Source organism: Hydrogenophaga crassostreae, assembly GCF_001761385.1.
Classification (GTDB): Bacteria; Pseudomonadota; Gammaproteobacteria; order Burkholderiales; family Burkholderiaceae_C; genus Hydrogenophaga; species Hydrogenophaga crassostreae.
Genome location: NZ_CP017476.1, coordinates 4,484,543 through 4,497,106, shown reverse-complemented (window position 1 = coordinate 4,497,106; position 12,564 = coordinate 4,484,543). Strand labels below are relative to the sequence as shown.

11 protein-coding genes are annotated in these 12,564 nt (G+C 61.5%); 8 read left to right on the top strand and 3 right to left on the bottom strand.

All coding sequences use genetic code 11. From position 1 onward, the window contains the following. Window positions 1–18: 18 nt before the first annotated feature. The gene (locus tag LPB072_RS20850; protein ID WP_066091149.1) at window positions 19–2,082 is read right to left on the bottom strand and encodes a ribonuclease catalytic domain-containing protein; all 2,064 of its coding nucleotides are present in this window, start codon (window positions 2,080–2,082) and stop codon (window positions 19–21) included. A gap of 39 nt (window positions 2,083–2,121) precedes the next feature. Then, window positions 2,122–2,748: a YqiA/YcfP family alpha/beta fold hydrolase gene (locus LPB072_RS20845; protein WP_066091271.1), complete on the bottom strand. Its 627-nt coding sequence runs from the start codon at window positions 2,746–2,748 to the stop codon at window positions 2,122–2,124. 52 nt (window positions 2,749–2,800) lie between these two features. Between LPB072_RS20845 and rodA the strand changes: the two genes are divergently transcribed. The 6 genes from rodA to LPB072_RS20815 all read left to right on the top strand — a co-directional run bounded on the left by rodA (window position 2,801) and on the right by LPB072_RS20815 (window position 9,626). Continuing rightward, window positions 2,801–3,955 (top strand): rod shape-determining protein RodA, encoded by a 1,155-nt coding sequence (rodA, locus tag LPB072_RS20840; protein ID WP_066091147.1) that lies wholly within the window; start codon window positions 2,801–2,803, stop codon window positions 3,953–3,955. A 255-nt stretch (window positions 3,956–4,210) separates the two neighbouring features. Next, window positions 4,211–5,092, top strand: a complete 882-nt coding sequence (locus LPB072_RS20835; RefSeq protein ID WP_066091141.1) for an NAD(P)-dependent oxidoreductase — start codon at window positions 4,211–4,213, stop codon at window positions 5,090–5,092. A gap of 44 nt (window positions 5,093–5,136) precedes the next feature. Further along, entirely contained in the window at window positions 5,137–6,597 is a 1,461-nt protein-coding gene (gene tldD / locus LPB072_RS20830) for a metalloprotease TldD (RefSeq protein ID WP_066091137.1), read from the top strand. A 219-nt stretch (window positions 6,598–6,816) separates the two neighbouring features. Beyond that, window positions 6,817–7,953, top strand: a complete 1,137-nt coding sequence (locus tag LPB072_RS20825; RefSeq protein ID WP_066091134.1) for a 3-deoxy-7-phosphoheptulonate synthase — start codon at window positions 6,817–6,819, stop codon at window positions 7,951–7,953. Between the two features lie 232 nt (window positions 7,954–8,185). After that, window positions 8,186–9,217: a helix-turn-helix domain-containing protein gene (locus LPB072_RS20820; RefSeq protein WP_066091130.1), complete on the top strand. Its 1,032-nt coding sequence runs from the start codon at window positions 8,186–8,188 to the stop codon at window positions 9,215–9,217. A gap of 88 nt (window positions 9,218–9,305) precedes the next feature. Next, window positions 9,306–9,626 (top strand): hypothetical protein, encoded by a 321-nt coding sequence (locus LPB072_RS20815; protein WP_066091270.1) that lies wholly within the window; start codon window positions 9,306–9,308, stop codon window positions 9,624–9,626. A gap of 112 nt (window positions 9,627–9,738) precedes the next feature. Here LPB072_RS20815 and mpl read toward each other — a convergent pair whose 3' ends face one another. Beyond that, a complete protein-coding gene (gene mpl / locus LPB072_RS20810; protein ID WP_066091128.1) occupies window positions 9,739–11,157 on the bottom strand; it encodes a UDP-N-acetylmuramate:L-alanyl-gamma-D-glutamyl-meso-diaminopimelate ligase in 1,419 nt (472 codons plus the stop codon). 92 nt (window positions 11,158–11,249) lie between these two features. Between mpl and LPB072_RS20805 the strand changes: the two genes are divergently transcribed. Both LPB072_RS20805 and LPB072_RS20800 read left to right on the top strand, forming a co-directional pair. Next, window positions 11,250–11,870, top strand: coding sequence for a hypothetical protein (locus LPB072_RS20805; RefSeq protein ID WP_066091125.1), 621 nt, complete (start codon window positions 11,250–11,252; stop codon window positions 11,868–11,870). Continuing rightward, on the top strand, window positions 11,867–12,385 hold the full coding sequence (locus LPB072_RS20800) for a TlpA family protein disulfide reductase (RefSeq protein ID WP_066091122.1): 519 nt from the start codon (window positions 11,867–11,869) through the stop codon (window positions 12,383–12,385). Before LPB072_RS20805 ends, LPB072_RS20800 begins: the two co-directional genes overlap by 4 nt. Window positions 12,386–12,564: the final 179 nt, after the last annotated feature.

Below are 12,564 nucleotides of genomic sequence, written 5' to 3'. Positions count from 1 at the left end.
GATTTCGACTTACCCCAATCACCCAGTCTGGGCGGGGGCGGCGGGTTCGTTGTCTGGTGACTCGTTGATGTCGATGGCCAGCGCCAATGGGCTGGTGATGCCATCGTCGTCGCCATCGCCGTCCGAATCGGCCTCGTCAGGCGATTCGTCGACGGGGAGATCGAGCCGTTCGATCAAGGTGCCGGAGATATCCAGGGTGATCTCATCGACGGCGCCCAGGCGCACGCGCACATGGGCCCCGCGCGGCAGTCCTTCCACGCCCATGACCGGCAAGACCAGTGGCAAGCCGTCGGCGCGCACCAGGTTGTCTTTAAAGAGCGTGGCGGTGAGCTCGGAGATGCCTGCCTGCTCCAGGTGTTTGAGCGTCCAGTAGCGCTCCATGCCGTTCTGAAAACCGTTGTAGGCGGAGTAGGCGGCATCGAAGGCGCTGATGACGGCGAACAGGTTCGCGTCTTTGGGTTTGAACGGTGCCACCAGGGCTGCGGTCGCGCCATTGCGCGCGCAGGCGATGATCTGCCATTGATTGACCAGGTCGACATAGCGGCGCAGAGGCGAGGTGCTCCAGGCATAGGCCGGCACACCGATGCCGGCATGCGGCGCGGCTTTGGTGCCCATGCGCACCTTGACGCCGGGCGCCAGACTGGCCTGGCTTCGGTAGATGCCGGGCACACCACATGCAGCCAGCCATTGGCCCCAGGTGCTGTTGGCCAGGATCATGGCCTCGGCCACCATCAAATCCAGCGGTGCGCCGCGTTGCCTGGTGGATATGCGCACTGTTTCACTGCCGTCGGGCTCATCGCCGGTCATGCCTTCGAGGCGGAAGTTGTAATCCGGACGGTTGAAGGTCTCGGGCTTGCCGCGGACCACTTCGCGCTGGGCCTTCAAGTGTTTGGCCAGCTGGAACAAAAACACCAGCGAAGGCTGCAGCGCGGCAATGTCGGCGGGCACCTCGTTCGAGGTGGCGTCACCGCCCAGCCAGGCTTCGGTGATGACCTGATCGAGCTGGTCGTGGCGCAGGTTGTGGGCGATGGGCACGCGCTCCAGCGCAGTACGCGAGTCGGTCACAGCCAGCGTGGCTTCGTCGAAGGTGACATAGAGCGAGACGGCGGGGCAGTCGCGCCCGGCCATCAGGGTGTAGGTCTGCACCACCTCGTCGGGCAGCATGGTGATCTTGTGGCCCGGCATGTAGACGGTGGACAAGCGGTTGCGGGCCACCTGGTCGATGGCGCCGTCTGGCGCGATGGCCAAGCCCGGGGCCGCAATGTGGATACCCAGTGTGACGGTGCCGCTGCCCAGACCCTGCACCGACAGCGCGTCGTCAATTTCGGTGGTTTGTGAATCGTCGATGGAAAATGCCTGCACGGGCGCCAGCGGCAGTTCATCGGCAATGGCGGGGGCTTCCAATGCGGGGAAGCCGGTGCCTTTGGGGAACTGATCGAACAGAAAACGCTGCCAGTGGAACTGGTAAGCGCTGGAAATGGCGCCTGCCTTTTCCAGCAGCGCCAGTGGCGCGCTGTGGCTGTTGCGCGAGGCCTCAACCACGGCTTTGTATTCGGGTGCGTTTTTGTCCGGCTTGAACAGAATCTTGTACAACTGCTCACGGACAGGCTCTGGGCAGTTGCCTGCGACCAGCTCGGCGGCCCACACTTCGATTTGAGCCTGAACCTGCTTCTTCTTTTCGATGGCAGCCAGCGCCTGGGCAAGGATCTCGGGAGGCGCTTTTTTGTAGCGGCCCTTTCCGGCCCGGCGGAAATAATGGGGGGCGCCTTGCAGGCATATCAGGGCCGCGACCTGCTCGGTGGTGGTGGCTGAATCGCTGAAGTAATCGTGGGCGATGTCGAGAAAACCGAAGTCTTCTTCAGGGGCGAACTCATAGGCCAGTTCAAGCTCCATGGACTCGGCCAGGGCCGCTGCGGCGGGCATGAGCTCGGCCGGTGCTGGCTTTTCAAACCGCAAAAACGCATTGGCGCTTTTGACTTTGACCCGCTTGCCGGAATCCAGCTCCACCTGGAGTGAGCTCTCGGTTTCGGACATGAGGCGACCGGTCATGAGCTTGCCGGCGTCGTCGAACAAAATATGCATGGGGCCGATTGTCCCATGCGGCACGCCGGGCTTTTGCGATCACCCGGCCAGGTTCAGGAACTCGAACAGCGCGTCCATGTGGTCGTCAAAGTCGCTGATGGCGTGATCGCCCCCGGGCAACAGGCGAACCGTGCCGCCTTGGCAAAAGCCGAGCATTTCTCGCCAGTCCAGCACCTCGTCGCCTTTGGCCACGATGGCGAAAAGCCGCTCAGCGGTGGCCGGATGCAGGGGGGACAGGCGCTCGATCGTGCTTTGCTGCTGGATCAGCTCGGTCACGAATTCGGGTTGGAAAAAGAAGTGTTCTTCCGGATCGTGCCAGGTTGTTTGCTCACCGATGTACTGGGCCAGATCGCGTGCAGGGTAAACGGCCGGATTGAACAGGGCGGCTCGGCAGTTCTTTTGTAAGCAAAAGCCACGGGCATAGAAACCGCCCAGCGAAGAGCCGATCACGGTGGTGGTCCTGGCTGGCCAGTCGGCAGTGCCTTGCAAAAGCATTTGCATGGCCAGGGCCGGTGAGGGCGGCAACTGAGGACACCACCAGACCACCTCCGGATGCTTCTCTCGCACCCGGCGGGCGACTTTCTGCGCCTTGGCCGACTGCGGAGAGGAGCGAAACCCGTGCAGGTACAGCAGGTGGGTGGTGGGGGAATGCGTGTTGGAGACCATTCTCGAAGCATAGGGCAGCGCGGTCGGGTCGCAGCTTGCGATAATCTGACCCATGGCTGTTGTATTTGACAAACCCTCTCTGTGGCAACGCATTGCTCCGATCTTTCAGGGGTTCGATATCCCGTTGATGTTGGGCGTTCTGGTGATGGCAGGGGTGGGCCTGATGACCATGTATTCGGTGGGCTTTGACCACGGAACCCGCTTTGTCAGCCATGGCCGCAACATGATATTGGCCGCAGGCGTGTTGTTCCTGGTCGCCCAGGTGCCGCCGCAGCGCCTGATGGCCCTGGCTGTGCCGATGTACACGCTGGGTGTGGCGCTGTTGCTGGCGGTGTTTCTGTTTGGCATACAGAAAAAGGGCGCACAGCGCTGGCTCAACGTCGGCATTGTGATCCAGCCGAGCGAATTGATGAAAGTGGCCATGCCGCTGATGCTGGCCTGGTGGTTTCAGCGCCGGGAGGGGCAGTTGAAACCGCTGGATTTTGTGGTGGCAGCCATTTTGCTGGCCATTCCGGCCGCGCTGATTCTCAAGCAACCCGATTTGGGCACCACACTGCTGGTGCTGGCCTCGGGCCTGGCGGTGATCTTCTTCGCGGGCTTGAGCTGGAGGCTGATCTTGCCGCCGGTGTTGATACTGGTGGTCGGGGTCATCACGCTGGTGATCATGGAAGACTCTTGGTGCGCCAAAGGCGTTGATTGGCATGTGCTTCACGAATACCAGCGCCAACGGGTCTGCACGTTGCTTGATCCGTTCCAGGACCCTCTGGGCAAGGGCTTTCACATCATCCAGGGAATGATCGCCATTGGCGCCGGCGGGGTGTGGGGCAAAGGATTTATGCAGGGTACCCAGACCCACCTTGAGTTCATTCCCGAGCGCACCACCGATTTCATCTACGCAGCCTTTTCGGAGGAGTTTGGCTTGATCGGAACCTTGGGTTTGATCATGGGCTTTCTGTTTCTGGTGCTGCGTGGCCTGGCCATTGCTGCCGATGCGCCTACCTTGTTTGCCCGCTTGTTGGCGGGGGCAATGACGATCAACATGTTTGTGTACGCCTTTGTCAACATGGGCATGGTCAGTGGCATCCTGCCTGTGGTGGGCGTGCCATTGCCGTTCATCAGCTACGGGGGAACCGCCATGGTCACCCTGGGAGTTGGCTTGGGCATTTTGATGTCTATCGCCAAATCGAAACGGTTGATGCAGTCATGAGGTTAGACCCCCACGCTCCACCGTTGCACGGGTCGCTGCCCCCGAGGGGGCTGTGCCTGCCTTGGGGCGGCCCGGCGGCAGGCCCGGCGACCCCCACGCTCCACCGTTGCACGGGTCGCTGCCCCCCGAGGGGGCTGGGCCTGCCTTGGGGCGGCCCGGCGGCAGGCCCGGTGGCCCCCACGTTCTGCTGCTGCGCGGGCCCTTCGGCAAGCTCAGGACCGACGGTGTTGGCCTTCTTTGCCAGGGGGTGGGTGTATGGCAGCGGTAGCGATCATCGGCGCGGGCAACATGGGTGGCGCGATGGTGGCGCGCCTTTGCGAGTTGGGCTGGGCCGTGACCGTTTGCGATCTGGACCCGGTGCGCCAGGCGCAGGCCAAGGAGGCTGGCGCGAGGCTGGTTGAAAGCCCCGCCGAAGCGGCTGCTGCGCTGGGCGAGGCAGATGTTTTGATCCTTTGCGTGGTCACGGCCGAGCAATGCCTCGAGGTGCTGTTTGGTGCGAACGGCGCCACTGAATGTTTGAAGGCGGGGCAGGTGGTGATGCTGTGCCCGACCATTTCGCCCGAAGACGTGGAAAACATCGGGTCAAGGCTGGCCGAACTGGGTGTGGCCTGTATTGATGCGCCCATGTCGGGTGGGCCTGCGCGGGCACGCGACGGCTCGATGAGCCTGATGCTGGCGGCTCCTGTGGCGCTGATCGCCCAACACGAAAGCTTGTTGGCCGCGCTGTCAAACCAGTTGATTCGCATCAGCGAGCGCCCGGGAGATGGCGCGCGAACCAAGTTGGTCAACAACCTGCTGGCGGGCATCAACCTCGTGGGCGCCGCCGAAGCCATGGCGCTGGCGGAGAAGCTGGGGCTGGATCTGGGTACCACGCTGGACGTGATCGAGCGCTCGAGTGGCCAGAGCTGGATAGGCTCAGACCGCATGCGCCGTGCGATTGCGGGCGACTTTGAGCCCCGGGCCCACGTCACTTTGCTGGAAAAAGACACCGGGTTGGCTGTGCAAGCCGCTCGGGCGGTCGGTTTTGAGGGGCCACTGGGGCAGCGCGTTGCGTCGACCTTTGCACGGGCACACGCGGCAGGCTTGGCCGATCTGGATGACGCCGCGCTGTTCACCCTTCTGCGCAAACCCGGATAACCACGCCGGCAGCGGGTTGGTCCCGCCCTTCTTACAATGGGGTCATGATTTCACGCGAACCCACCCTGGCCCGTCTGGCCCATGCCCAAAGCCAACTCCTTGATCCGTACGGACTGACGCCCGCCCATTTGCAGCGCGCCCTGGGCGAGATCATGGTCCGGGGCGCCGACGATGCCGACCTGTATTTCCAGACCACGCGCAGCGAAGGCTGGAGCCTGGAAGAGGGCATCGTCAAGACCGGCAGCTTCAGCATCGACCAGGGCGTGGGCGTTCGTGCCGTGAGCGGTGAAAAAACGGCGTTTGCCTACTCTGACGATCTGTCGTGGGCATCTTTGCTGGATGCGGCCCACACCGTGCGTTCCATCGCCGGGCAGGGCCAGGACAAACGGGTGAAAGCGAAGGCGTCAAAAGTGGCCAAATCGCGTTCGCTCTACCCTGGGGTGGACCCGATCGGCACGCTGGACAGTGCCGCCAAAGTGGCCCTGCTGGAAAAAGTGGAAAAAATGGCCAAGGCCAAGGATCCCCGCATCGTGCAGGTGATGGCGGGTTTGGCTGCTGAACACGATGTGGTGCTGATTGCCCGCGCAGACGGCACCATGGCTGCCGATGTGCGCCCGCTGATCCGTTTGTCGGTGACTGTGATTGCCGAGCAAAAGGGCCGCCGCGAGGTCGGCTCCTCGGGCGGCGGCGGCCGGTTTGGCCTCGCCTACTTTGATGAGGCCATGGTGCAGTCTTACGTCGATGATGCGGTGAGCAATGCGCTGACCAACCTCGAGGCGCGGCCCGCACCCGCTGGCGAGATGGTGGTGGTTCTGGGATCTGGCTGGCCTGGCATCTTGCTGCATGAAGCGGTGGGCCACGGCCTCGAGGGGGATTTCAACCGCAAGGGCTCGAGCGCGTTCGCGGGCAAGATCGGCCAGCGGGTAGCGGCCAAAGGCGTCACGGTTCTGGATGACGGCACCATTGCGGACAGGCGGGGCTCGCTCAACGTGGACGATGAAGGCCATCCTTCTCAAAAGAACGTGTTGATTGAAGACGGCATCCTGCGTGGCTACATTCAGGACGCCATGAACGCACGGCTCATGGGCGTGAAAGCCACCGGCAATGGCCGGCGCGAAAGTTACGCCCATGTGCCCATGCCACGCATGACCAATACCTACATGACGGGCGGCGACAAGACGCCCGAAGAAATCGTGGCCAGTATCAAAAAGGGCCTGTATGCCACCAACTTTGGCGGCGGCCAGGTCGACATCACCTCGGGCAAGTTTGTGTTCTCGGCCAGCCAGGCCTACTGGGTAGAGAATGGCCAGATCCAGTACCCCGTCAAGGGCGCGACGCTGGTGGGCAATGGCCCGGACGCGCTGACCCGGGTGAGCATGATCGGCAATGACATGAAGCTTGACAGCGGAGTGGGCACCTGCGGTAAAGAAGGCCAAAGCGTGCCCGTTGGCGTGGGGCAGCCCACCTTGCGTATCGATGGTTTGACCGTGGGCGGTACCGCCTGAAAGCTTCTGTTAGGTCGCTGTGCTACATTCGTCCTCGATGAAATCGCGTTCCGCAACTTCTTTTGCCTTTTACTTTTGGTTCTCAGTCCCCGGCGGACGAGAGGCAGAGCTGTAAACGCGAAACCGAATCTCGATCAAACCGCCGGCGCCGACAGCCAGGCGGTTTTTTTTTGCCCGATCCCTCTCTCAACTCTCACTTTTAGTTTCAGGAGCCCTTTGATGACCTCGAAAAGCACCCAACCCGTTGCCCCAGATGCCTGGCACCAGCGTCCTGCTGACCGCACCAGCCAGACCGACGACGAACGCATCAAGGACATCACTGTGTTGCCGCCTCCCGAGCACCTGATCCGCTTTTTCCCCATCGGGGGGACGGCGGTTGAATCACTGATCACCCAGACCCGTGAACGCATTCACAACATTCTTCATGGCAAAGACCAGCGCTTGCTGGTGATCATTGGCCCTTGCTCGATTCACGATCCGGCCGCAGCGCTTGACTACGCGCGTCGATTGAAACCTTTGCGGGACAAGTACGCGGACACGCTGGAGATCGTGATGCGCGTGTACTTCGAGAAACCCAGGACCACGGTGGGCTGGAAGGGGTTGATCAACGATCCGTACCTGGACCAGAGTTTCCGCATCGATGAAGGTTTGCGCATCGCCCGCCAGTTGCTGATCGAAATCAACCGAATGGGCGTGCCTGCCGGTAGCGAGTTCCTCGATGTGATTTCGCCCCAGTACATTGGTGACCTGATTGCCTGGGGCGCCATTGGCGCGCGCACCACCGAAAGCCAGGTGCACCGTGAACTGGCCTCGGGCCTGTCTGCTCCCATTGGTTTCAAGAACGGCACCGATGGCAACATCAAGATCGCCACCGATGCGATCCAGGCCGCCGGGCGCGGCCATCACTTCCTGTCGGTGCATAAAAACGGGCAAGTGGCCATCGTGCAGACCAATGGCAACAAGGATTGCCACGTGATCTTGCGTGGTGGCAAAACGCCCAACTACGACGCCAGCCATGTCAATGCTGCGGTGAAAGAGCTTGAGGCTGCCAAGTTGACGCCTCGCCTGATGGTGGACTGCAGCCACGCCAACAGCAGCAAGCAGCATGAAAAACAGCTCGAAGTGGCACAGGACATCGCCGATCAAATGGCGGGTGGCTCCAACAGCGTGTTCGGCGTGATGATCGAAAGCCACATCGAGGCCGGCGCGCAAAAATTCACGCCTGGAAAGAACACTGTGGATTCCTTGACCTATGGCCAGAGCATTACCGATGCGTGTCTGGGCTGGTCTGATTCGGAGCGTGCGCTCAGCCTGCTTTCAGAAGGGGTTCGCGCGGCGCGTGCACGCAAAGCCTGAGTCTTTTCGTCTGTGGGCAGCCGGTTGTGCTGCGGATACGGGCCACGTCTTTTTACGGTTTGATGGAAGGGCGGGCGCACCTGTCAACACATCCCCAACCAGTTTGCTCAGCCCAAGGCGAAAAAGCCACGCCACTTTTTGAACTTTCTGGCTACCGGAGCTATGCTCGGGTGCTGTATTCGGCACCGTTCTATTGATCAGGGCTGTCACAAGTAAAAAGAATGGAGCAAGTGTGGAACAGCCGTTGTTGCGACTGGGTTTGCTGGGGTTCCCTGACGAGGTGGGATTGCGCTTGCAAGCGTGGGCGTCGGAAGTGCACGAGGGTTGGCCGCTTTGGCAATGCTGCGATCCCCATCTGGCCGATGCCTGGATGATCAATGGGGCTGCGGTCGAGGTGTTGGGCCGCGATGAATTGGTGATTGTTCATCCCTATGGCGGCGGTGAGCGGCTGACCCTTCATCGGGCCGAGGTGGACCGTCCGCTGGCTTTCGCTCAGCCTTTGCCTGAGGGTTTTGCATCGGCTGAGTTTTTTGATGCATCGGATGAGCGCAGTGTGCGCCAAAGATTGCAGCGATTTGAGGCTTGGCTGCGCCCGCTTAGAAGTCAGTTTGCGCTGGGGGCGGCGGTGGCCGGGCGCCGTGATTCGTTGAGTGGCGTGGTGCATGTGGTCAATGATGGAAAGCTTCTGGCTGTGCTGGATTTTGGGCGTTGGCAAGCGGGAATTTCTGTGCCTGCGCGGCCGGGCGAGCTGAGCATGGCCGAATGGGTGACCCAGCCTGGTCCTGTCGCGGACATTCCCACGTCGTTCATCCGTTTGCCGCTGCACCGGATGATGTGGATCTATGCGGTGCGCACATCCACCGATGTGTTGCCTGAGCGTTACCGGACCCAATCGATTTATTTGCGTCGTGTTCCCATGGTGCCCGCGCGCTGGTTTGGACCTGAGCACCTGGTTCTGATGCAGGCACTGTCAGAAAAACCGGCAACATTCGACGAACTTGTGGATCGCATCGAGCTGGCCCCGGCCGAGCTGGCGCGGCATTTGGCGGCCCTGTTTCACGCTGGCGGGCTGACCACCGACCCCGAAAGCGCCCGCCGTGCCGAGCGACACACCCGTCGTTCCATGAATCAACTCGATTTGGACGAAGATGAGACCGACAGCGACTTGAAGAACCGCATTCGCAGCTCGGATCAGGCGGTGCCGACAACCATCTTGCGGGAAGCCAGGCATTCGCCATTGCGGGTGAGCGGGCAGGGCCGGTGATGTGGGGCCGCTTGTAAGGTGTTTTGAAATGCCTTTGGCGCACAATGGACCCATCAATGATTCAACCCGACGCCAAGGAGTCGTCCGCATGAGAAGCCAAGTGAAAGTCAGTTGGGGCGATGCCAATACCTATTTGTTTGATCTCGACGAGGTGCAGCCCATGCCGCATGAACAGGCGCGCATCTGGCTGGATCAGCAGTTCCAGGCTTGGGACTGTGACCCCATCCGGCTCAGCGGCAAGGTGTTGACGGCCGACAAAGTGTTGTTGGTGGCGCAGGCAGCGGGCAAGCAGCAGTTTGCGCTGCCTGAAAACAGAGAGTGGGCGCTTACATTTTCCAGGGCTGCCAGTGCGGCTCTTGCCAAACCTGTGGTGACAGTCGACCTGGCCACCATGGCCATCGGCTATTGAGGCCGGAAATCAACGAGGCAGATCTTGCTTTGGCCGCAGATCCGGCCATGTCGGCACCTTTGCGGGCGCCCTTTTTCACCAGCCTCGCTCTTCTCGGCCGGTAGTCAAAGGTCTAACCGCATAGCGCGGCGAGCAAGCGCGCATGAACCCCGCCAAACCCGCCGTTGCTCATGCAAACAATGTGATCACCGTCCTGAGCGGCCGCCACCACTTGGGCCACCACCTCATCGATGCTGTGGGCAACGGTTGCGCGGGAACCCAAAGGTGCGAGTGCCTCAGCGGCGCTCCAGCCCAGGCCACCGGAATGGCAAATCGAAAGGTCGGCAGATTCCAGGCTCCAGGGGAGCTGGGATTTCATGGAGCCCAGCTTCATGGTGTTGCTGCGTGGCTCAAACACGGCGATGATGCGCGCCTTGTTGGGTGACCCTTGCTGATCCAGCCGGCGCCTCAGGCCATCCAGCGTGGTGCGGATGGCGGTAGGGTGGTGCGCGAAATCGTCGTACACCGTGATAGCCCCTCCCGGTCGGGCAATGGTGCCCCGCACCTCCATGCGGCGGCGCACATTGACAAATTGCCCGAGCGCCTCCGCTGCGACCGCCGGTGAAACACCCACATGCTGCGCTGCCGCAATAGCCGCCAGTGCGTTGAGCTGGTTGTGAGCCCCGGTGAGCGCCCATTTCACCTCGGCGACCTTTTGGCCGCGCTCCAGCACGGCGAACTCATGGGGTTCACCTTCAGCCGTCAAATCGCTGACGGCCGCGCCAAAGCTGCGAACTTCGCTCCAGCAGCCCTTGTGCAAGACCCGTTCCAGGCTGTCTTCCACACCGTTGACGACGATGCGGCCCGAACCCGGCACGGTTCGCACCAGATGGTGGAACTGCCGTTCGATGGCTGCCAGGTTGTCAAAGATGTCGGCGTGGTCAAACTCCAGGTTGTTCAGGATCGCGGTGCGCGGCCGGTAGTGAACGAACTTGCTGCGCTTGTCGAAGAAAGCGGTGTCGTATTCGTCGGCTTCGATGGCGAAAACGGGTCTGGTGTCGGGCCCAGGGCTTGCCCCACCCAGCCGGGCTGAGACGTCAAAGTTCAAGGGAACGCCACCGATCAGGAAGCCCGGCTTCATACCGGCGAATTCAAGGATCCAGGCCAGCATGGCGGTGGTGGTGGTTTTACCGTGGGTGCCGGCCACAGCCAGCACATGGCGCCCTTGCAAGACGTGTTCAGACAGCCACTGCGGGCCGCTGGTGTAGTTGGCGCCACTCTCCAGAATCGCCTCCATGAGAGGAAACTTGGGTGTGCCATCGTGCAATCGAGCCCGGCTGACCACGTTGCCCACCACATACATATCAGGTTTGAGTGCCAATTGTTCGGCGCCAAACCCTTCGATCAGATCAATGCCAAGAGCGCGCAACTGATCACTCATGGGTGGGTAAACACCCGCGTCGCAGCCGGTCACCCTGTGGCCCGCTTCGCGTGCCAGTGCCGCCAATCCACCCATGAAGGTGCCACAGATGCCCAGAATATGTATATGCATGCAATGGATTCTAGGTGTTGAAGGGCGTCAGACCGATTGTGGGTATCGGGCCAGGTAGCACCTGGCGGCCGACACGAAGGCACAATCGGTGCATGTACAGTGATGCGACACATATTGCAACCGAACTGGCCGCCGTGGCAGCCCGTTTGGTGGTGGACGAAGGACAGGAATACGCCACCGCCAAGCGCCAGGCTGTGAAGCTGCTTGGGTTGACCGGATCGAGGGTGCCGCTGCCAGACGCAGCCTCCATGGACGCAGCGGTACGGGAACACATTGCCATTTTTTGCGCCGACACCCAGCCCGTCGAGTTGCGTGCACTGCGCGAAATTGCCCTGATATGGCTGGATCGACTGGTCGAATTCTCGCCATACCTGAGTGGCGCGGTATGGCATGGTACGGCCACCCGCCACAGCGATGTCTATATTCAGCTGTTTTGCGATGACCCCAAGGCAGCCGAGTGGCGCCTTCTGGACAAGGGACTGGATTACCAGGTGGGGTCGGTCATGGGTTGGAAAGGTGAGCCGGTGGAGGCGCTGAGCCTCCGGGTGCGTTGCGATGCCCTGGCCCAATGGGTTCTGGTGCATCTGATGGTGTACGACCGCGACGATGTGCGCGGCGCGCTCAAGCCCGACGCCCAAGGTCGCAAACCTCGGGGTGATGCTGAAGCGGTGCGTGCGCTGTTGAGTCAGGCCGAAGGAGGTGCCCGTATATGAGTATGCAAAGACGACACCTCCTGGGTTTGGTGGCACTTGCGGCCGCCGCCGCCGGAGCTGGCGTAGCCTGGCGCCATCGCGGCCCGATGCTGTCGGAGGCGGAGCAGGCATTCTGGGCTGCCCGGTTCACCGATCCCGAAGGGCGGGCTCTGGATCTGGCCAGCTTTCGGGGCCACCCGGTGCTGGTCAACTTCTGGGCAACCTGGTGTCCTCCGTGTGTGGAAGAGCTGCCCATGTTGAACGGCTTTCATACTGCCCATGGCCCAAAGGGCTGGCGCGTATTGGGTTTGGCCGTCGATCAACCCAGGGCAGTGCAGGCGTTCATGGGGCGATTGCCGCTGAATTTTCCGGTGGGTATGGCCGGGTTCAGCGGGGTAGAGCTCAGCCGAGCCCTGGGCAATCCGAATGGGGGCTTGCCGTTTTCGGTTGTGTTTGACCGGTCGGGTGTGGTTCTGCACCGAAAAGTTGGCAAGGTCTCCGAGGCCGATCTGGCTGCCTGGGCGCAGACATCCTGACCCGGGTGTGTGTGCGATGCACCGGATTTGATAGCGTCTCAAAATCCGTTAAAGTGGGGCAAACTGCGCGTATTTGATGCTGGCCCAAGCAAAAGCGGGCCGCGACAAACGGTCGTTCATAAGCCCCATTTTGATTGTTACTTCGTGTACACTCCGGCACCTTGTTGCCCTTGAGGGCA